General features: G+C 35.9%; 19 protein-coding genes and 1 pseudogene. All 20 read left to right on the top strand.

Going from position 1 to position 22,345, the window contains the following annotated elements:
* Nucleotides 1-30 precede the first annotated feature (30 nt).
* The 20 genes and pseudogenes from IWX83_RS00980 (at nt 31) to IWX83_RS01080 (ending at nt 22,256) form a co-directional block, all read left to right on the top strand.
* Nucleotides 31-789, top strand: coding sequence for an alpha/beta fold hydrolase (locus IWX83_RS00980; protein ID WP_073352085.1), 759 nt, complete (start codon nt 31-33; stop codon nt 787-789).
* A 53-nt stretch (nt 790-842) separates the two neighbouring features.
* A complete protein-coding gene (locus IWX83_RS00985; RefSeq protein WP_073352083.1) occupies nt 843-1,187 on the top strand; it encodes a phage holin family protein in 345 nt (114 codons plus the stop codon).
* A gap of 85 nt (nt 1,188-1,272) precedes the next feature.
* Entirely contained in the window at nt 1,273-1,644 is a 372-nt protein-coding gene (locus IWX83_RS00990; RefSeq protein ID WP_196827027.1) for a hypothetical protein, read from the top strand.
* A gap of 151 nt (nt 1,645-1,795) precedes the next feature.
* Complete coding sequence (locus IWX83_RS00995) at nt 1,796-2,671, top strand: DUF3347 domain-containing protein (protein WP_073352081.1); 876 nt, start codon at nt 1,796-1,798, stop codon at nt 2,669-2,671.
* 21 nt (nt 2,672-2,692) lie between these two features.
* On the top strand, nt 2,693-3,163 hold the full coding sequence (locus IWX83_RS01000) for a TlpA disulfide reductase family protein (RefSeq protein WP_073352079.1): 471 nt from the start codon (nt 2,693-2,695) through the stop codon (nt 3,161-3,163).
* Between the two features lie 6 nt (nt 3,164-3,169).
* On the top strand, nt 3,170-3,700 hold the full coding sequence (locus IWX83_RS01005; protein ID WP_073352077.1) for a heavy-metal-associated domain-containing protein: 531 nt from the start codon (nt 3,170-3,172) through the stop codon (nt 3,698-3,700).
* Nucleotides 3,700-4,509: a hypothetical protein gene (locus IWX83_RS01010; protein WP_073352075.1), complete on the top strand. Its 810-nt coding sequence runs from the start codon at nt 3,700-3,702 to the stop codon at nt 4,507-4,509. The genes IWX83_RS01005 and IWX83_RS01010 overlap by 1 nt, the downstream gene beginning before the upstream one ends.
* Nucleotides 4,510-4,543: 34 nt before the next feature.
* Nucleotides 4,544-5,254 (top strand): DUF3347 domain-containing protein, encoded by a 711-nt coding sequence (locus IWX83_RS01015; protein WP_231379731.1) that lies wholly within the window; start codon nt 4,544-4,546, stop codon nt 5,252-5,254.
* Complete coding sequence (locus tag IWX83_RS01020) at nt 5,255-5,725, top strand: heme-binding domain-containing protein (RefSeq protein ID WP_196827029.1); 471 nt, start codon at nt 5,255-5,257, stop codon at nt 5,723-5,725.
* A 5-nt stretch (nt 5,726-5,730) separates the two neighbouring features.
* Nucleotides 5,731-8,955, top strand: a pseudogene (locus IWX83_RS17125) (efflux RND transporter permease subunit).
* On the top strand, nt 8,942-10,195 hold the full coding sequence (locus IWX83_RS01035; protein ID WP_196827033.1) for a TolC family protein: 1,254 nt from the start codon (nt 8,942-8,944) through the stop codon (nt 10,193-10,195). Before IWX83_RS17125 ends, IWX83_RS01035 begins: the two are co-directional and overlap by 14 nt.
* A 2-nt stretch (nt 10,196-10,197) precedes the next feature.
* On the top strand, nt 10,198-11,445 hold the full coding sequence (locus IWX83_RS01040) for an efflux RND transporter periplasmic adaptor subunit (protein ID WP_196827035.1): 1,248 nt from the start codon (nt 10,198-10,200) through the stop codon (nt 11,443-11,445).
* Nucleotides 11,446-11,447: 2 nt separating this feature from the next.
* Nucleotides 11,448-12,662, top strand: a complete 1,215-nt coding sequence (locus IWX83_RS01045) for an efflux RND transporter periplasmic adaptor subunit (RefSeq protein ID WP_196827037.1) — start codon at nt 11,448-11,450, stop codon at nt 12,660-12,662.
* Nucleotides 12,663-12,826: 164 nt separating this feature from the next.
* Nucleotides 12,827-13,306, top strand: a complete 480-nt coding sequence (locus IWX83_RS01050) for a DUF305 domain-containing protein (protein ID WP_196827038.1) — start codon at nt 12,827-12,829, stop codon at nt 13,304-13,306.
* Nucleotides 13,307-13,352: 46 nt separating this feature from the next.
* Nucleotides 13,353-13,871, top strand: a complete 519-nt coding sequence (locus tag IWX83_RS01055) for an AraC family transcriptional regulator (RefSeq protein ID WP_175547725.1) — start codon at nt 13,353-13,355, stop codon at nt 13,869-13,871.
* An 85-nt stretch (nt 13,872-13,956) separates the two neighbouring features.
* The gene (locus tag IWX83_RS01060; protein ID WP_196827040.1) at nt 13,957-17,010 is read left to right on the top strand and encodes a heavy metal translocating P-type ATPase; all 3,054 of its coding nucleotides are present in this window, start codon (nt 13,957-13,959) and stop codon (nt 17,008-17,010) included.
* 159 nt (nt 17,011-17,169) lie between these two features.
* Complete coding sequence (locus tag IWX83_RS01065; protein WP_196827041.1) at nt 17,170-17,619, top strand: universal stress protein; 450 nt, start codon at nt 17,170-17,172, stop codon at nt 17,617-17,619.
* An 80-nt stretch (nt 17,620-17,699) separates the two neighbouring features.
* Nucleotides 17,700-17,885, top strand: coding sequence for a hypothetical protein (locus IWX83_RS01070; protein ID WP_196827043.1), 186 nt, complete (start codon nt 17,700-17,702; stop codon nt 17,883-17,885).
* 451 nt (nt 17,886-18,336) lie between these two features.
* Complete coding sequence (locus IWX83_RS01075) at nt 18,337-20,985, top strand: multicopper oxidase domain-containing protein (RefSeq protein ID WP_231379737.1); 2,649 nt, start codon at nt 18,337-18,339, stop codon at nt 20,983-20,985.
* Nucleotides 20,986-21,602: 617 nt separating this feature from the next.
* Complete coding sequence (locus tag IWX83_RS01080) at nt 21,603-22,256, top strand: membrane or secreted protein (RefSeq protein ID WP_196827045.1); 654 nt, start codon at nt 21,603-21,605, stop codon at nt 22,254-22,256.
* Nucleotides 22,257-22,345 lie beyond the last annotated feature (89 nt).

Here is a 22,345-nt window from a genome sequence, read left to right on the forward strand (position 1 = left end):
TAAAATCATTAATCCACAATCAAAAATCACATGTTATATTCAAAGATAGAAGGAACAGGCAAGCCACTATTAATTCTTCACGGATTTCTGGGAATGTCGGATAATTGGAAAACACTAGGAACGCAATTTGCCGTTGATTTTCAGGTTCATATTCTTGATTTACGAAATCATGGACGAAGCTTGCACGCGGAAGACTTTAGTTATGAAATCATGGTTCAGGATGTTGTCGAGTATTGTCAAGGTCATAAGCTAGAGAATATTGCTATTATAGGACATTCCATGGGCGGGAAAGTAGCGATGCTATTGGCAATATCACATCCTGAATTAGTAAGTAAATTAATTGTTGCGGATATTGGACCAAAATTTTACCCGCAACACCATCAGGAAATTCTGGAAGGCCTAAACGCCGTTGATTTTTCAATAAAACCAAGCCGAAGTGATGTTGAAGAAATCATGTCGAAGTTTATTCCTGACTTTGGAACTAGACAGTTTTTGATGAAAAGCTTATATTGGCAAGAGCCAGGACAATTGGCTTTCCGCTTTAATTTAGCCGTTTTTAATGCTAAAATGGAAGAAATAGGAGTTCCGCTGCCAGAGAATGCCATTTTTGATAAACCTACGTTATTTATTCGTGGGGGGAATTCTAGTTATATTTTAGATAGCGATTTTGACACTATAAAACATCATTTCCCGCATTCAAGTATCGAAACTATTCCTAAAGCAGGACATTGGCTTCATGCTGAAAACCCAGCTGAATTTTATCAAAAAGTGACTTCCTTTTTAAAATAAATACAATTCTTTTAAATTTTTACTACATTTATTAAACTTTAAAACAAAACTCCATGAACTTACTAATTAAAATTCTTGTTACTTCGGCCTTAGTTTTGCTAATTGCGAACTTTATGCCTGGGGTTCGTGTGGATGGATTTACTACCGCGTTAATCGTAGCAATTGTTCTGGGCTTGCTCAATATATTTATCAAACCAATATTGGTTATTCTTACCTTACCAGTTACTATTCTTACCTTAGGTTTGTTTTTATTGATTATCAATGCACTAATGATTTTGTTGTGTACAAAAATCGTAGGTGGATTTAGTGTGGATACCTTTTTGACCGCCTTATTTTTTAGCATCATATTGTCAATATTACAATCTATAATGAATGGGATATTAGGAGACGGAAAATAATAAATGCTATTTTAACATGTATTTGGGAATAAATTTATTTCCTTTATTTATTAATTATTTACCTTTGTCTCCAATAAAATTTGCAATGTCTAAAAAGTTTTACATACTGCTAGTAGTTATGATCGGTTTCTTTATGATACCGACCGTGGCTTTGGCATGTGGAACAAAAACTGAAAAAGAATGTTGCAAAAAAGAGTCTTCTCCAAAAAAGAATAAAAAAGAGTGTTGTAAAAGTGAAAAATCTTCAAAAGAGAAATCACATGAAGGTTGTAATGGTGCTTGCAAAAGTATTACCTGTAGCAGTTCAACCGTTTATTTAGGAATGACTTCAATTCATTACGCAGAATTTAACGATCAGCTCTTTAGTTTTTCAACTAAAAAGCAAAATTATTATTACTCAGAAATCTTCATTTCCTCTGATTTCCGTTCTATTTGGCTTCCCCCTAAAATAAGCTAAATTCCTTTTGTGACAGCCGAAAGACTGTTTATTTCAGTCTGTTTTAGGCTGTGAAAAAATCAATAAATTTTGTCGAATACAATTTAAATATAGCTGTGCAGGCTATGGTTTACTTATTGTTCCGACTATTTCACTTCAAAATTAATATACAATGAACTCAATAAAAAAAATATTGATGGCAATTACATTATTGCTTTCAGTCACAGTTGCGAGCGCGCAAATTAAAAACAGTAAAACAGAAACCGTTAAAATATATGGAAACTGTGACATGTGTAAAAGCACTATCGAAACTGCTGGAACTTTAAAGAAAGTGGCAAAGGTAGCGTGGAACAAGGACACAAAAATGGCAACACTAACGTATGATTCTACTAAAACGAGTCAGGACGAAATCTTAAAAAGGGTTGCTTTAGCGGGTTACGACAGCGATAAATTTCTTGCTCCAGATGATGTTTACGACGCCTTACATGGCTGCTGCCAATATGAAAGACAAGCTAAGGTAGCTCTTCCTACAGAAATGAAAATGGAAACAGTAGCTGCAGAAAATCATTCAAATCATGCCAATCACACTGAAAATACAGTTGTAAAAGATCAAGTAGACACACCTTTAAAAGTTGTGTTCGATACTTATTTCTTGTTGAAAGATGCTTTGGTAAAAACAGATGGAAAAGCGGCATCCATTATCGCTAAAGACTTTCTGACGGCTGCAGATGCTGTTAAGATGGACGAGCTTGCGATGGATGTTCACATGGTTTGGATGAAAGAAATGAAAGGTTTAATGTCTGGTGCCAAAGAAATTGCGGCAACGCAAGACATAAAAAAACAAAGAGAATTTTTTATTCCTTTCTCAAAATCAATGTACGAATTGATTAAAGTGGCTAAATATGAAACACCAGTCTATCTTCAGTTTTGTCCAATGGCAAACGGCGGTAAAGGTGCGAACTGGTTGAGCAAAGAAAATGCAGTAAAAAATCCATATTACGGATCTCAAATGATGACGTGTGGTAAAACCGTTGAAACGATTCAATAAGTATTTAAAAAGAATACAAAAATGAAAAAAATAATCCTGGTTTTCAGTTTAATACTTAGTTTTTCAGCTGCCCATTCACAAATGAAAGTTGGAGCTAATTTACCTGATTTCCAACTTAAAAGCAACGAAGAGACAACCGTTAATCTGGCCTCTTTAAAAGGGAAAACAGTATTAATTGATTTTTGGGCTTCTTGGTGCGCACCATGCAGGCTGGCTAATAGAAAGTTGGCTCCATTATACAATCAATATAAAGAGGAGAACTTTGAAATTGTTGGAATAGCCCTCGACACGGATCAAACAAAATGGAGGAACGCCATTCAAAAAGATAAATTAGCGTACCAACAATTAATAGACCCCAAAGGCTTTGATGCAAAATCAGCAGTGCTTTTTGGAGTGGAAGAATTGCCTAATTCTTATTTATTTGATACTTCAGGGACATTAGTAGCCATCAATCCAACTGTGGAAGAAATAATAATGCAAATTAAAAAATAAAGTAAAATGAAAAATATAAATTTAAAATTCATTCTGATTGCCTGCTTGGTTTTGATAGCAAGTGTAAAATCCTACTCCCAAATCTCAAAAGTAGAAATAATCGCTACCGGTTTAACATGTTCTATGTGTTCTAATGCTATAAACAAACAGCTGAAAGCAACAGTAGGTGTGGATAGTGTAAGCACTGACTTGAATACTAATACGTTCATTGTTTACTTTAAAAAGGACAGTAAAGTAATGCCTAGAGTACTAAAAGAAGGGGTTGAAAAAGCAGGTTTCTTTATTGGATCTTTAGTAATCACTCTACCTACAGAAAAACTAAAATCCGCAAGTGATAAAACGATTTCCTTAAATGGTTCAACTTTTATTTTATTGAATGAAGGGCTTAACGATAGTACTGGATCAACAAAATTAAAAATATATGACAAAGGATATGTAACCCAAAAAGAGCATAAAAAACTACTCAAAACGTTTTCTAAAGTAGTATCATATCCATTAGATAACGAAGACGATTATCATATTAAAATTATAATTTAATGAGAAAATTGTCAATTATTTGCATATTTTTTCTCCTGCAAGGATTAGCTGCTCAAGAACTTTTTGTTGTTACGGATCCTGCAAGTAATGTTCCTGCTGGTTCATTAGGGATTCGTTTAGGACAATCTATTTTTAAGGAACAAATGAAGTCTGGGTACAGCTACCATCTCATGCCCGAAATAACTTGGGGTGCCAATAAGAATTTGATGCTTAGAACATCAATTTTTGTGAGCAATAGAAATTCACAATTAGTTACAGAAGGTGGTAGTCTTTACGCTAAATATCGTTTTTTTTCAACGGATGACATGAACAGTCATTTTCGTCTGGCTGCTTTTGGGAGATACAGTTTCAATAATGCCGATATTCATCAGGAAACAATTGAAATAATGGGACACAATACTGGATTTGAAACTGGAATTGTTGCTACTAAATTAATCAAAAAAGTAGCCATTAGTTCGTCTGTTAGTTTTGAAAAGGCTTTAGATAACAAACCTAATTATCCTTATCCGTCCATGCAGGGAGACAATGCGACCAATTACAGTTTGTCTTTTGGAAAATTAATGTATCCTAAAAAATATACCAATTTTAAACAAACAAATATTAACCTTATGGTAGAATTTATAGGACAAACGATTAATGAAAACGGGAAATCATATTTAGATGCCGTACCAGCGATTCAATTCATTATCCAAAGTCAGGCACGAATCGATATTGCCTATAGGCATGAATTGTATAGTTCCATGCTTCGATCTGCACCAAATGGGATTTATTTGAATCTGGAGTATACTTTTTTTAATATTACAAAATAGTAAGGTTGAAAACCTAAATCAAAATTTAATCAAAATGAAAAATCAAATAAAAATGAAAAAAATAATTCTTTCAACAGTTCTAATGGCAATTGTAGTAGTAAGCTGTAATCAAAAAAATAAGCCAGATGAGTCCGTGAAGCCAGAAACTACACAAAGTACATCGCAATTATACTCATGTCCAATGCATCCTGAAGTTACTGGAAAGCAAGGGGATACTTGTTCTAAATGCGGTATGGAATTAACGGAGTCAGTAGTTAAAACGGAAGCTGTTTCTGAGGAAGTAAAAACAGAAAAGGGTGCAGTAACTCCCTTTTCTGTAACTGTAGATGCAAATGTAAATGATTATTTAAAAGTTAAAAATGCGCTTGTAAACGACGATTCAAATGGAGCAGCCGCTGCTGCTAAGGCGTTATTAGCAACCTTCAATGCAGCAAACACTACTTCAATCGATGCAAAATTGAAAAAGGAATATATTGAAATTGCAGATGATGCCAAAGAACACGCCGAACATATTGCTGACAACGCTGGAAAAATAGAGCATCAAAGAGAACATTTTGCTCTTTTGAGTAGAGACATAAATGATATGATAAAAACTTTTGGAACAAATAAAAAGTTATATCAAGAGTACTGTCCAATGTATGATCAGGGAAAAAGTGGCTATTGGATAAGTGACTCGAAAGAGATCAAAAATCCATATTACGGCGCTGAAATGTTGACATGTGGGAGAGTAGAAAAAGAATTGTAAATGAAACCAATCATAAAAAAAGGGGCTATCTTAAGTGTAGTCCTTTTTTTGTTGATGCAACTGTATCAACCCGCCCGTAACGTAGAGTATGGGCAGGTTTCACCTATGCATTTCACAAAATTGTACAAGGTTCCTGCTAAAGTTCAAGGCATTCTACAAACTTCTTGTTTTGACTGTCACAGTAATAACACCAAGTATCCTTGGTACTCCTATGTTCAGCCTGTACGAATTTTTATGGATAGTCATATTAACGAAGGGAAAGAAAATTTGAATTTCAGTGAATTTGGCACTTATTCCAAACGGAAACAACAAAGCAAATTAGATCGAATGATCAAACAAATAAAATCAGATGAAATGCCTTTGGCTTCTTATACCATGATGCATAAAAATGCCGTACTCACTAGCGAGAGTAAAGCGATACTGCTCAATTGGATCGAAGAAACGAAAGACAGTATTTCAGCAAATAATTAATCCTAATGGTAGAAAAATTAATATCATTCTCACTAAAAAACCGAGTGATTGTATTGCTCGTTTCCGCCTGCTTATTTGGTTGGGGGATTTATAGTGTGCAGCAAAATCCCATCGATGCCATTCCTGATTTATCAGAAAATCAGGTTATTGTTTTCACGGAGTGGATGGGCAGAAGCCCGCAGGTAATTGAAGATCAGGTAACCTATCCTTTGGTTTCCAATTTACAGGGAATCCCGAAAATCAAGAATATCCGAGCTTCTTCCATGTTTGGAATGAGTTTTATCTATATCATTTTTGAAGATAACGTAGATCCTTATTGGGCAAGAACCCGTGTGCTGGAACGATTAAATTATGCACAACGATTGTTGCCACAAAATGTAGTTCCCACTTTAGGGCCTGATGGTACCGGTGTAGGTCATATATTTTGGTATCATTTGGAAACCAATGGAATGGATCTAGGTGAGCAAAGAGCGTTGCAGGATTGGTATGTGAAATTTGCTTTACAAACCGTTCCGGGTGTGGCTGAGGTCGCTTCCTTTGGAGGTTTTGAAAAACAATATCAATTGGTTTTAGATCCTTTGAAAATGCAGTACTATAATGTTAGTATGATGGAAGTGATGAAAGCCGTAAAGACAAGCAATAATGATGTTGGAGGGCGGAAATTTGAAATGAGCAACATGGCTTATATCGTTAGAGGGCTTGGCTACATAAAAAACATCAAAGATGTGGAAGAAATTGCCATCAAAAATTATAATTCCGTTCCCGTAAGAGTAAAAGATATCGGTTCCGTTCAAATGGGCGGAGATTTACGTCTGGGTATTTTTGATGCGAATGGAGAAGGTGAAGTAGTGGGAGGAATTGTGGTGATGCGTTACGGCGAAAATGCTGATAAGGTTATCAAAGCAGTAAAACTGAAAATGAAAGAAGTCGAAAAAGGATTGCCGGAAGGGGTCTCCTTCAAAACGTCTTATGACCGAAGCGAACTAATTGAAAAAGCGATTGAATCTGTTAAAGGAACTTTAATCGAAGAAATGATTGCGGTGTCAATAGTGATTCTTCTTTTTCTTTTCCATTGGAGAAGTGCAGTGATTATTCTGATACAGTTACCAATATCTGTTGCTATAGGATTTATTTTGCTCCAAGCTTTTGGGATTTCATCCAATATTATGTCGCTCACGGGGATAGCCCTAGCTATTGGTGTTGTGGTTGATGATGGAATTGTCATGGTCGAAAATGCCTATAGAACCATCTCTGAGAAACAAGAAGAAATGGATAATAATCAATAATCAACGATGAAAAAGTTATTTAAAAAAATATTTAAAAAAGAACACGATCCATTGTTGGCTGATGAACGAATGAAGTTAATTGAATCTTCCTCTAAGCTCGTTGGCCCGGGAGTTTTTTATTCGACACTGATTGTGATTGCTTCTTTTTTGCCCGTTTTTCTGCTAACGGGAATGGAAGGAAAACTATTCAGTCCATTGGCTTGGACGAAATCATTTATACTGATCGTAGATGCGTTTTTAGCCATTACACTGACTCCAGTGTTAATCAGTTACTTGCTAAAGGGAAAATTACGTCCGGAGAATAAAAATCCAATCAATAGAAAACTGGAAAGTTGGTATACTCCAATTCTAGTTTTTTGTTTAAAATGGAGAAAAAGTGTTTTGGTGGTAAACTGCATTGCTTTAGTAATAGGAGGGTTGATGTTTACGCAGCTCGGCTCCGAGTTTATGCCACCTTTAGATGAAGGTTCGATTCTGTTTATGCCTGTAACCTTACCCGATGTTTCTAATTCTGAAGTGAAAAGAATATTGCAGGTTCAGGACAAAATAATAAAATCAATTCCCGAGGTCACTCATGTTTTGGGAAAAGCGGGAAGAGCCAATACGGCAACGGACAATAGTCCTATAAGTATGGTTGAAACGATTATTTTGCTTAAACCTCATAACGAATGGAGAGCGGGTAAAACGAAAAGTGATATCATCGATGAAATAAATAATAAACTGCAAATACCTGGGGTAACCAATGGTTTTACACAGCCTATTATTAATCGAATAAATATGCTTTCGACGGGAATCAGAACAGACGTTGGGGTGAAAATTTATGGAGCTAGTTTGGATACCATAGAAGCTTTGGCACAAAAAATTAAAAAGACATTAGAAGGAACCGAAGGAGTGAAAGATTTATATGCCGAACCAATAACCGGTGGGAAGTATATCGACATTGAAGCAAAGCGAGAAGCAATTGGTAGATACGGTCTGACGATTGATGATGTGAATAATGTTGTTGAAGCGGCAATTGGAGGAATGACATTGACGACCACTATCGAAGGGAGACAACGCTTTTCTGTGAATGCGAGATATGCGCAGGAATACAGAAATAGTATTGAGTCGTTGAAAAAATTGCAAGTGCAAACAATGGAATACGGACCAATACCATTAGATGCTGTCGCTGATATAAAAATAAGTGATGGGCCGCCAATGATAAACAGCGAAAACGCCATGCTTCGTGGGAGTGTTTTGTTTAATGTTAGGGAACGTGATTTAGGGAGTACGGTAGAGGAGGCACAAGATAAACTCAATACTATGATGACGAAACTGCCAAAAGGTTATTATGTCGAATGGAGCGGACAATGGGAAAATCAAATTAGAGCCAACAAAACATTATCACTGATATTGCCTATCGTTGTTCTTATCATATTCCTGATTTTGTATTTTACCTATAACTCGATGAAGGAAGCTTTGATAACGATGATAACGGTTCCTTTTGCTTTAATAGGAGGGATTTTTATGGTTTATTTTTATGGAATTAATTTATCCGTTGCCGTGGCAGTAGGTTTCATCGCACTGTTTGGGATGGCAATAGAAACGGCGATGATAATGACTATTTACCTGAATGAGGCCATGAATAAAATGGTTGCAAAATATGGTAATAATAGTGAGACAATTACTACGGCTATTTTAAGAGAGTACATTATCGATGGTTCGGCAAAAAGGCTGAGACCAAAATTAATGACGGTGTCGGTTTCTCTATTTGGATTAGTACCCATTCTTTGGGCAACAGGAACGGGCGCTGATGTGATGATTCCCATTACGGTTCCGCTTATTGGAGGAACAATCACCTCTGTTATATATGTATTATTAGTAACCCCTATTGTTTTTGAATGGACAAAACAACGTGAATTAAAAACAAAAGGCAAAATAGATCTTATCGATGCGACACATTAAATATTATATCATAATCAGTTGTTTGCTGTTAAACGCCACTGTTGCAGTAGCGCAAACACTTTCGTTGGATGCTGTTTTGACCACCGTTAAAACGAATAATCCGCAATTAAAAATGTACGATGCCGATATACAGAGCATGGATGCAGCGGCAAAAGGGGCAAATAGTTGGATGGCACCTCAAGTGAACACGGGCTTGTTTATGACTCCTTATAACACTAAAATGTGGAAGGGAGACGAAATGAATCCTGGTATGGGTGCATATATGATAGGTGTTACACAAATGATTCCTAACGCTTCAAGGCTAAAAGCCGATTCTAATTACATGAATGCCATGTCTTCGGTAGAGGCAGAAAATAAAAATTATACCGTGAATCAGTTGAATGCGTTAGCAAAAATGAATTATTACCAATGGATTGTATTGGATAAAAAAATAAAAATAGCCAATGATAATTTATTGCTTTTAGAGTATATAATCAAAAGCATGGAGATACGCTATCAATATAATATGGACAAATTGCCTACTTATTATAAGGCAAAGTCACAATATAGCGCTTTAGAAAGCATGGTCGTAATGCTGAAAAATGAGATTTTGCAAAAGAAAATTACGCTGAATACTTTGATGGCAAGAGACAAAAATACTGTTTTTGAAATCGATCCTACTTATGCTTTAAAGGAGTATAATTTTATGAAATCGGATACGGTGTCGCTTTCTGAAAACCGAAGCGATGTAAGAGCTATTGAGAAAACGATTGCTTTAAATCAGTTGAAAATAGAAACCGAGAAAGCAAAATTGTTACCCGAGTTTGGTGTGAAGTATGATCACATGTTTGCCTTCGGAAATGGTCCGCAACAATTTTCTTTGATGGGAATGATTGCAATTCCCATGCCTTGGTCATCAAAAATGAATAAGGCGAACATCAACAGTTTTAAGTTAAAAAATGAAAGTTTGGATTGGCAAAAACAAATGATCCTCAACGAAGCAACAGGAATGATTTCAGGGATGCAAACGGAGTTGACTAACCTGAAAAAGCAATATGAAATTGCCGACAAAAGTATTATTCCGGCACTGCGGAGAAATTATGACACCTCCATAATAGCTTGGCAAAATAACACGGGAGATTTATTTTTGGTATTGGATGCGTGGGAAGCATTGAATATGGCTCAAATAGAAAAATTAGACAAGCTGCAGGCCATATTGAGTACTCAGGTAGAGATTGAAAAACAACTGGAAACGAAATAAGTATGAACAAATATGTAAAATATAGTTTAATAACTATTGCCGTTTTAGTGGTTGGATTTGGAGTCTATTATGGCGTAGATAAATTCAATAGTCAAGGAGATCACGAGCATCAGGCGGAGGTATATACCTGTTCGATGCATCCTGAAATTATTAGGGACGAACCAGGGAATTGCCCGATTTGCGGAATGACTTTGATAAAAAAAGTGACCGAGGGACAACCGACGGAAAGCAGTTCGATTGACCATCTATTACGACCAACAGATAGCTTCGTGGTGGGAGAATTTCAAACCACAACAGCAAAAGACACCGCTATTAGTAGTGAAATAAAGCTGCCTGGAATTGTAGCTTATGATCCTAATTCATCGGTAAATATTGCAGCAAGGATAAGTGGCCGAATCGAAAAAATGTATGTGAATTATAAATACCAAAAAGTAAATAAGGGACAAAGACTTTTTGATTTGTATAGTCCGGAATTATTGACAGCACAGCAAAATTTCATCTATTTAATTACCAATGATGCTGAAAACGCATCCATAATAAAGGCTTCGAAACAGAAATTACTGCTTTATGGAATGACTTTAAATCAGATTAATTCATTGGCTGCAGCCAAAAGAACAAATCCTGTGATCACTATTTATAGTCCCACCAATGGAATAGTTCAAGGAACTGAAAGTATGACGACTGCTGCCGAAGGATCTATGCAAAACAACACGACCACAACGACCTCTTTAACACTGAAGGAAGGGGATTATATTAAACAGAATGAAGTGGTCTTTAAATTAGTAAATACCGATAAAGTATGGGGTGTTTTCAATGTGATGCAGGGACAAAGCAGTTTGATAAAAATCAATCAACCCATTCGGTTTTCATCAGAATTAGAGGAGAATGATTTTATAAAGGCCAAAGTTAATTTTATAGAAACTCAGTTCAGCGCAACTGATAAGACGAACAGGATTCGAGTGTATTTAAATAATAACAATCTGAAATTCCCAATAGGCTTGCGACTTCAAGGGATTGTCGCAACAAATCCTATACAAGGAATTTGGGTTCGTAAGCAAGCATTAGTTAGCATCGGCAGTAAAAAAGTGGTTTTTATTAAAATGGAGAATGGTTTTAAAGTAAAAGAAATAAAAACAGGAATTGAAATCAATGATTTTGTTCAGGTCATCGAAGGGCTTGATGTAAATGAGGCAATTGCTGACAATGCACAATATTTAATGGACAGCGAAAGCTTTATTAAAACAGAATAATTATGCAAAAGATAAAAAAATTCAGTTTCCTGTTCCTGACATTTGTTGTCGTAATGGGATGTAATACTAAAAATAAGGAAGATCATAGCGCGCATCAGGATGGAGAAAGTATATTATACACCTGTTCCATGGATCCTCAAATAAAGGAAGACAAGCCTGGGAAATGTCCTATTTGTCATATGGATTTGACCCCAATGAAAAAAGACAATTCGGCCTCTAATGAAATTGCCCTAAGCGATCAACAAATAAAACTGGGAAATATAAGCACTCAAAATATAGAGGAAACAAATAGTAGTCTGAAAGAAAACTATACGGGCGTTTTGACAATTAATCAGGAACAAATCAAAACCATTTCAGCAAGAGCGATGGGTCGAATTGAGAAATTATATTTTAAAACTACGGGTGATTATGTTAATAAAAATCAAGCCATTTACCAGTTGTACAGCGAAGATATAGCCATTGCTAAACAGGATTATTTTGCAGCATCTAAACAATTGACTATGCCTGGTGATTTTGGGAAAAATGCCAAAAACATGTTGCAAGCTGCAAAGCAAAAGTTGTTGTTCTATGGTTTGTCGAATGCACAAATTGAGAGTATTAAAGACAATGCCCAAATATCACCATACACTACTTTTTATAGTACATATAGCGGATATATTTCGGAGATAGCCGCTACAGAAGGTAGTTATATCATGGAAGGCGGCGCAATAATTAAGTTGGCTGCCTTAAGTACGCTTTGGCTTGAAACGCAAGTAAACGTGAACTATGCAAAATCATTAAAAATTGGACAAAGTGCTAGGGTTTCTTTTACAGATTATCCTACTAAAGAAGTGAAAGCTAAAATTTCATTTATTAATCCGGAGATTAATCCAGATTCTAGATTGCTATTAATTCGAATGGAAATTGCCAACCCGAATTTGTTTTTAAAACCAGGAATGCAGGCAGTAGCTAAATTAACTCAATCTAATAAGAAAGGATTATTTATTCCAACAGATGCTGTTATTAGGGATGAAAATGCCACGTATATATGGGTTGAAAAAAGTCATGGTATTTTTGAAAACGTGATGGTTGAAACCGGGGTGGAAGCCAATGGAATGATCGAAATCAAATCGGATTTAGATAGTACGAAAAAAGTCGTTGTTAGCGGTGCTTATGCCATTAACAGTGAGTATATATTCCGCAAAGGAAGTGATCCCATGGCGGGGATGAAGATGTAATGTGTAATAAACTGTTTATTAATAGGTTAAAATGTTAAAAAAAGCTAACTTAGTTCTGTTATGATGGGCTTTAAAAGCATTTTTGATAATAAAATAATTATAAAAAGGACGTTACCCGAAAGTTAAATTGATTAACGATCAAAAACTCTAATTAAAATAGAATCATGGAAGAAAATAACACACACTTAAAAACTAATCCTTATGTAAAATTTGCCTTAATAATGGCGGTTTCATTTGTCGTTATGTATTTAGTTATGTTTTTAAATGTTGCTGAATTCAGTCACATCTATAATAGTATAACTCGCTTTTACATGACTACTTTAATGATTGCAGCAATGGCAATTACAATGTTACTATTAATGTGGAAAATGTATCCAAACAATAAAGTCAATGTAATGATAATAGTCTTTGCCGCTACTACATTTCTAGGAACACTTTTTCTATTAAGGACACAAACCTTTATTAGAGATATACAATATATGAAAGCGATGATTCCTCATCATTCATCAGCCATTATGACTAGTAGTAATGTAGATTTTAAAGATCCAGAAGCTAAAAAATTAGCTGAAGATATAATTGCTGCTCAAGAAAGAGAAATTAAGCAAATGAATGAAATGATTATTCGTCTCGAAAGCAAAAAATAATAAAGTGAAAATTTATATAAAAAACATGGTTTGTGGCCGTTGCGAAATGGCGGTGTCGGCAGAGTTGGAAAAAATGGGGCTTTCTATTATTGCAATGCAATTAGGGAAAGTAGAAATTGCAACTGATTTGGACGAAAGTCAAATACAACTGCTGTCACAGAACCTGAGTTCACTCGGTTTTGAACTGTTAGATGATAAGGAAAATAAGACTGTCGAAAGGATTAAGAATTTAATAATCGACTTGGTCCATTATAAAAAGGAACAGCTGAAAAGTAATTTGTCCAATTATTTAGCCGCCGATTTAAGGCAAGATTACAGTATTTTGAGTAAGCTTTTTTCAGAAAAAGAAGGAGCAACAATCGAACATTATTTTATTACTCAAAAAATTGAACGGGCAAAAGAACTATTAATCTATAACGAAATGACGTTAAGTGAAATCGCAGTTCAGCTCAATTATAGTAATGTAGCGCATTTAAGCAATCAATTTAAAAAGACTACTGGTTTTACCCCGACCCATTTCAAGCAATTGAAAGATAAAATGAGAAAACAGATTGACGATTTGTAATCTTACAAAGGTAATTCAGAATTGTGTAACAACATAAAGTAGAATCCTACGGATATTTGTACTGTTAATTTAAAACTGCAAAGAAATGAAACATACCTATATCATTACCGGAATGAGTTGCGATGGTTGTCGCGGTAAAGTGGAGAAAACACTGAATGCTATTAAAGGGGTAGAGGCTATTGTTTCGTTAGAGCCCCCAATAGCTACCATCACAATGGATAAACACATTCCTACTACACAGTTGCAAGAAGCTTTAACCGCTGCCGGAAATTATTCTATTGAGATGAGCCAGCTGGTAGCTGTTGAAGAAAAAACTACAGAAAAAAGTACAGAGGAACCAGCTGCGAAATCTTGCTGCGGTACTACAAAAGATCAACAAAACAAAGACAGTCACCAACATCATAAAGACATAGCCGGCATATCCGAGAATGCGGCAGGAAAATATTATTGCCCTATGCATTGCGAAGGTGATAAAGTATATGATAAAGCGGGAGATTGTCCCGTTTGTGGAATGGATTTGGTAAAAGAACCTGAATTGAGTTCAACCAATGCTGTAGCTGATGAAAAAGTGGAAGAGCCAGTAGCGAAATCTTGCTGCGGTACTACAAAAGATCAACAAAACAAAGACAGTCACCAACATCCTAAAGACATAACCAGCATATCAAATAATGCGGCAGGAAAATATTATTGCCCTATGCATTGCGAAGGTGATAAAGTGTACGACAAAGCGGGAGATTGTCCCGTTTGCGGAATGCATTTTTTAAAAGAACCTGAATTGAGTTCAACCAATGCTGCAGCTGATAAAAAGGTGGAAGAGCCAGTAGCAAAATCTTGCTGTGGTACTCCAACACATCAACAGGAGATAGGCAGTCATCAACATCATAAAGAGGAAACAAGCATTCCTTCTAATGCGGCAGGAAAATATTATTGTCCCATGCATTGCGAAGGGGAGAAAGTATATGATAAAGCAGGTGATTGTCCTGTTTGCGGAATGGACTTGGTAAAAGCACCCGATTTAATTCCGACGAAAACAATGTACACCTGTCCCATGCATCCTGAAATAATCCAAGAAGGGCCGGGTTCTTGTCCGATATGCGGAATGGATTTAGTACCTATGGAGCCTAGCGAAAGCGAAGACAATAAGACGTATCTTGACTTAGTTCGTAAAATGAAAATAGCCGTTGTTTTTACGTTGCCTATTTTTATAATTGCAATGTCAGATATGATACCCAATAATCCGCTGCTGAAAATAATGGACACTTCGAGTTGGAATTGGGTACAATTTGCCATGTCGCTTCCGGTTGTTTTTTATGCTACTTGGATGTTTTTTGTACGAGCCTGGAAGTCGGTTATTACTTGGAACTTAAATATGTTTACCCTGATCGGAATTGGTTCCGGGGTAGCTTTTCTATTTAGCCTGTTTGGCTTATTTTTTCCGGAATACTTTCCAAATGAATTCAAAACGGAAGGCGGAACGGTGCATCTGTATTTTGAAGCAACAACGGTAATACTAACCTTGGTTTTGCTAGGTCAGCTGTTAGAAGCAAAAGCACACAGCAGAACCAGTGGTGCCATAAAAGAATTATTGAAATTAGCACCCACGGTGGCCACTTTGGTCATTGACGGAAGCGATAAAGTCATTTCTGTTCATGATATCAAAAAGGGTGATTTGCTTCGGGTGAAACCAGGTGAAAAAATTCCTGTTGACGGAAAAATTACCGACGGGGAAACCACCATCGATGAATCCATGATTTCGGGTGAACCCATTCCTTTGGATAAAAAAGCAGACGATGCAGTTATTGCAGGTACAATTAACGGGAACAAATCTTTTGTGATGCTTGCTGAAAAAATTGGTTCAGAAACTTTGCTTTCGCAAATTGTACAAATGGTAAATTCAGCCAGCCGCTCCAGAGCACCAATACAGAAATTGGCAGACAGAATAGCGAAGTATTTTGTGCCAATAGTAGTGGGCGTTTCAGTAATTACCTTTTTTGTTTGGGCACAATTTGGCCCCGAGCCAGCAATCGTTTATGGATTTATTAATGCGATTGCGGTTTTGATTATCGCTTGTCCTTGTGCATTGGGATTAGCAACACCCATGTCAGTTATGGTAGGAGTGGGTAAAGGAGCACAATCTGGGGTTTTGATAAAAAATGCGGAAGCCTTAGAAAATATGAATAAGGTAAATGTTCTAATTACTGATAAAACGGGAACAATTACCGAAGGAAAACCTTCTGTAGAAAAGGTATTTTCGACTGAAAATAAAGAGGACGATTTGTTGCAAATGATTGCTTCGTTGAATCAGTATAGTGAGCATCCTTTGGCGCAAGCCGTAGTCAATTTTGCGAAAGCGAAAAAGGTTACTTTATTGGAAGCGAAAGATTTTGAATCCATTACTGGAAAAGGAGTGGTTGGAACCGTAAATGGTAAAAAAATTGCACTTGGAAATGTAAAATTGATGGAGCAAAACAATTCAAAAACTTCAGATGATTTAACAGCTAAAATAGTAGCCGAGCAGAAACTAGGAAAAACAGTGTCTTATATTTCGGTAGACAATCAGGTTTTGGGTTATGTAGCAATAACAGATGCGATAAAAAGTACGAGCGTGGCAGCAATAAAGGAATTAATGAGTCAGGGAATCGAAGTGATTATGCTTACGGGCGACAATGAGAACACCGCCAAAGCAGTCGCGGACGAATTGCATTTGAGTTCGTTTATAGCGGGTTGTTTGCCAGAGGATAAATTAAAGGAAATTAAAAGGTTGCAAGACCAAGGCAAAATTGTGGCTATGGCAGGAGACGGAATTAATGATGCTCCAGCATTGGCGCAAGCCGACATTGGTATTGCGATGGGAACCGGAACCGATGTAGCAATAGAAAGCGCCAAAATAACCCTGGTCAAAGGAGATTTGCAAGGGATTGTCAAGGCTAAAGAATTGAGTCATGCCGTGATGAAAAATATCAATCAGAATTTATTTTTTGCTTTCTTTTATAATGTACTCGGAATTCCAATTGCAGCGGGGGTTTTGTATCCTTTTTTCGGTCTTTTGCTATCGCCAATGATAGCAGCGTTAGCGATGAGCTTCAGTTCGGTTTCTGTTATTGCAAATGCATTGCGACTGCGAAATTTGAAGCTCTAAAAAAGGAGTTAAATTTATTTTTTGTAAAATTGAAATGATTTTGCAATCGGTATAATTGTATCAAATCGCAGCTGATTCTGTTGCCAAAAGGTTAACTTTATATTTTAGTATTACTTTGTAACGATCTGATTGTAAATAATTAATTAAAAAATTAGTCAAATGAAAATAATTTTAGCCACCGACGGTTCTCCTTTTAGTCTAGCAATGATTAAGGAGTTTGCAAGTAGGCCTTTGCCTTCCAATACCACAGTGAAAATCATTTCAGTTTATGAAGGAACAAAATTAATGAACTTGGCTCCTATGGGTGTGCTGACTGAACATTACGACGATGAAGAGATAAATTCATCAAAATTCGCAGATAATGCTGTTGCTGAAGCTTTAAAAATTATTAGAAATAAAAAACCAGAACTTTCAATTGTAACTTCAATAATAGAAGGGGTGGCCAAAACTATTATTGTTGAAGAGGCCGAAAAGTTTGACGCAGATTTAATTGTCCTTGGATCGCACGGTTATGGTATGATTGATCGTTTTTTATTAGGGTCGGTCTCACAATCTGTAGCATTACATGCCAATTGTTCTGTTGAAATTGTACGAAAAAAAACAAAATGACAGCAGTAGTTTGTGCTCAAAATAAGGAAATTATAGCTTATATAATGGAAATATAAAACGGTTATAATTTTAGGAAAATCATGAAGACCGCTTTAAAAGTAACGTTAGTGCTTTGCCTAGTTGGTCTTTTTTATTCTTTTCAATCAACGCATCAGGTTCTTTCAAAATCATACAAGAGATTGGGAATATGGAATGAAATTGCAAATGACAATAGTATGTCCAAAGATATGATGGGAATACTAATGAGTCGCAAAAGGGTAAAATGATGAAGCAGGAAATGGAAATGATAATGGTCAAGGCGAATCATGCCAAAATGATGACTATGATGAAAGTATGATGTCAGGAAGGATCAAAATGATGCAAGATAATTTAGAAATGATCAAAAATATAATATCAGAAATGTTGGAGAAAGCTAAAGATTGATAATAAGATGATGTGCGGAATGTGCAAATCGATGGTGGATAATGCAGAAATGTTCAATAAAAGAAAAAATGGAAAAGAGTAAAATGAAAACGATAGAAAAAAAATGGAAAAAAAGAAAATCCTAAAGCGCAACAGTAGCTTTTAGTATCAATGATGAATCATGATGCCTCTGATGATAGCGGTGAAATGCAACTATATTGGTACGTTTCAGTATTGGTATTTGTTGCTTTTGCACCAATAATCTTCAGTTAGTTCAGAAAAATAAAATAATTAGTATCCCATAGAATTATCAAAATGAGAAGAATAATAATAGCAATGTTCCTATTGATTTTTTATTCTGTTGCGCAAGCACAGTATGTTAATGTATCAAAAAGTGTAAAGGAACAGCAAGAACAGCCCACAACTTATACTTGTGTTATGCACCCAGAAATACATGCGAAGGAACCTGGTAAATGTCCTAAATGTGGGATGGATTTAATCAAAGAGAAAGCAAAACCGGTAAAAAAATCGGTGCGAAAAAAGCAGGCGGCAAAACCACTACTAAAAGCAGCGGTATCAGTAAAAGCAAAGACTGTTGAGTCTAAAGCAGCAACGGATGCTATTCATGGTAATCATGCTACTGTTTCTGGAACAAATACGACGGTCAAAGAAGGGATTGTTAAAAAAGTAGTTAAAAGTGCGCCGCCAAGAACAATTCGCTACGACCTACATGTTCGCGATACGATTGTCAATTTTTCAGGCAAAGAAAAAAGAGCTATTGCGGTAAATGGACAAATTCCTATGCCTACATTAACTTTTACTGAAGGTGATACTGCCGAAATTCATGTTTACAATCATCTGAAAGAGTCGACCTCTTTACACTGGCATGGTTTGATGTTGCCTAATAAAGAAGATGGTGTGCCTTTTTTGACGCAAATGCCTATTGAACCAGGAGCGGAATTTGTGTATAAATTTCCAATAATTCAATCAGGAACACACTGGTACCACAGCCATAGTGGTTTGCAAGAGCAAATAGGAATGTACGGTTCTATGATTTTAAATAAAAAATCAGATGATCCAACCTTTAGAAATGGAATAGATGATATTCCGCAAATCCCGGTAATTTTAAGCGAATGGACCGATTATAAACCGGAGAATGTGCATCGGATGTTGCACAATGCTTCCGATTGGTTTGCTATTAAAAAAGGAACCACGCAAAGTTATGCCGAAGCAATTAAGGCAGGACATTTCCAAACCAAATTAACCAACGAATGGAAACGAATGTTGGCCATGGATGTAAGTGATATCTACTACGATAAATTTTTAATAAACGGACAGAATGAAAGTCAACTTTCGCAATTTAAAGCAGGTGATAAAGTACGTTTACGAATTTCTAATGGTGGCGCCTCATCTTATTTTTGGTTAAACTATGCCGGTGGAAAAATGACTGTAGTGGCTAATGATGGCAATGATGTCGAACCTTTAGAAGTGGATCGATTAATCATTGGCGTTTCTGAGACTTATGATGTCATTGTTACAATTCCTGCTGGAAATGCTTCGTATGAATTTTCAGCTACGCCTGAAGACAGAACTAAATCAGCATCAATTTATATTGGTCAAGGGATTAAACAATTAATTAGTCCAATGCCAAAACTAAAATATTTTGAAGGCATGAAGATGATGAATAACATGATGAATATGGACGGAACTATGAATGACATGGGAATGGACATGTCTATGCAAAAAATGGATATGAATACGGTGATGTATCCAGAAATAGTTGGGGTTGCAGACAAGAAGTCAATGAAAATGGATGCTGGAATGGACCATTCTAAATCAGACAAAGAGCCAATGAAAATGGATGCTGGAATGGACCATTCTAAATCGGACAAAGAGCCAATGAAAATGGATGCTGGAATGGACCATTCAAAACATGTAATGAATAGCGATATCACTACCTTGAATTATGGAATGCTAAAATCTCCTACGAATACTACACTTGACAAAAACGCTCCTGTTCGAGAAATACGGTTCGAATTAACAGGGAATATGAATCGGTATGTGTGGAGTATGGATAATAAAGTACTTTCAGAAGTAGATAAAATTTTAATTAAAAAAGGAGAAATTGTTCGCATCACGTTGTTCAATAATTCTATGATGCGTCACCCAATGCACTTGCATGGACACGATTTTAGAGTGTTAAACGGACAAGGGGACTACGCTCCATTAAAAAATGTATTGGATATCATGCCTATGGAAACAGATGTGATTGAATTTGCAGCAAATGCTGATGGCGACTGGTTCTTTCATTGCCACATTCTCTATCACATGATGGCAGGTATGAATAGAGTGTTTAGCTATGAAAATTCGCAACCAAACCCCTATTTACCCAACAAAGCAGTAGTCTATAAAAAGTTGCAATCAGAAAGTAACGGACTGCATTTTATGGCAGAAAATGATTTTGCTACTAACGGAAATGATGGGCAAGCAATGGTACAAAATGCGCGTTGGAGTTTTGCTACAGAATGGCGCTTAGGATATCATGATGATCATGGTTATGAATCAGAAGCACATATAGGTAGATACATTGGAAGAAACCAATGGTTTATGCCCTTTATTGGTTTTGATGCTCGATACAGAAAGCTAGGTTATAATGAAGTAGAGAAAAATGTTTTTGGTCAAAAGAGCACTAAAGACAAACGTATTCAAGTAAGTTTAGGTTTTAGTTACACACTGCCACTACTAATAACTGCACAAGCTGAAGTGTATCATGATGGGAATGTTCGTTTTCAGTTGATGCGGGAAGATATACCAGTTTCCAAACGACTGCGAGCGGCCTTTATGGTTAATACTGATAAAGAATACATGGCAGGATTAAAATATATTGTAGGTAAAAATCTTGGAATCACCACCCATTACGATAGTGATATGGGAGTGGGTTTTGGGTTAAATGTTAATTATTAAAAAGAAAAAATATTTAACATTTTGCTTTCAAAAATGGAAGTTTAATTGAATCGCTCTAAAAAAAAACATCCTTTTTGTTTCCTGTGACATCGACAGTGAATAAAGATCACAAAAGGAATTGATCTAATGACAGGGAAAATGCTGTAAGAACGTGTATGTTAAACTAGACTATATATGAAGTGATTAAAACGCCTAGGTTTGCTAGTTTAGTGCTGCTATAATAAGTTTTTAAAACACTTTAAATAATAAAACAATTATAAAAAAGACGTTATCCAACAATTAAATCCACTAGCAATTATGAACGTTTATTAAAAAAATAAAACTATTGAGCAAAACGATTCACACTCAAAGGATAAGCTTAATGTGAAATTTGAATTACTAATAGCTTTTTCGTTTATAATCGTGCATCTGGTTATGGTTTTAAATGTTGTTGTATTTAGTCATAAATACATTGGTTTAACTCGCTTTTGAATGACTTCTTTAATGATTGCCGCATTAGCGATGAGCCTTAGTTCAGTTTCCGATAGTATAAATGCAGTGCGACTGCGAAATTTGAAGTTGTAGCGCAGTAAAGTTTACGTTTAATATAAAATTTTTAATCTTTAAAATAAAACACCATGAAAACACTACAAAAATTTGCATTCGCATTTGGATTGATTGGACTATTGTATTCCTGTCAGTCAACGAATCAAGTACTCTCAAAATCAGATAAGAGAGCCGAAATCATGAACACTATCGCCAATGACGAAATGATGTCAAAAGAGATGATGGGCGCGTTGATGAGCAGTAAAAGCGGAAAAATGATGATGATGAAAGAAAATCATGCTAAAATGATGGAGATGATGAAAGAGGATCCCGAAATGATGAAAAGCATGATGCCCGAAATGATGAAAATGATGATGGGCAATCCTGAAATGATGAAAGGCATGATGGCAGACATGATGAAGAATAATCCGGAAATGATGAAAGAAAATCATGCTAAAATGATGGGGATGATGAAAGAAAATCCTGGAATGATGAAAAGCATGATGCCAGAAATGATGAAAATGATGGCGGATAATCCAGAAATGATGAAAGGCATGATGAAAGGCATGATGGAAAAAGCTAAAAATGATGATACTATGATGTCCGACATGTGTAAATCTATGATGGATAATCCAGAAATGATGCAGATGATGGAGAAAATGAAGGCAGAAAAAATGGATAGCAGTAAAATGAAATCGATGGATAAAAAAATGGAAAAGAAAGAAGATCATAAAGCCCATCATTAATTTTTTAACACTAATACCTTGAAATTATGGATAATACAGGACATGGAGGAATGCATATGGATGGCTACTCATTTATGGGAATGCATTGG

The organism is Flavobacterium sp. CG_9.1, from assembly GCF_015751645.1.
Classification (GTDB): Bacteria; Bacteroidota; Bacteroidia; order Flavobacteriales; family Flavobacteriaceae; genus Flavobacterium; species Flavobacterium xanthum.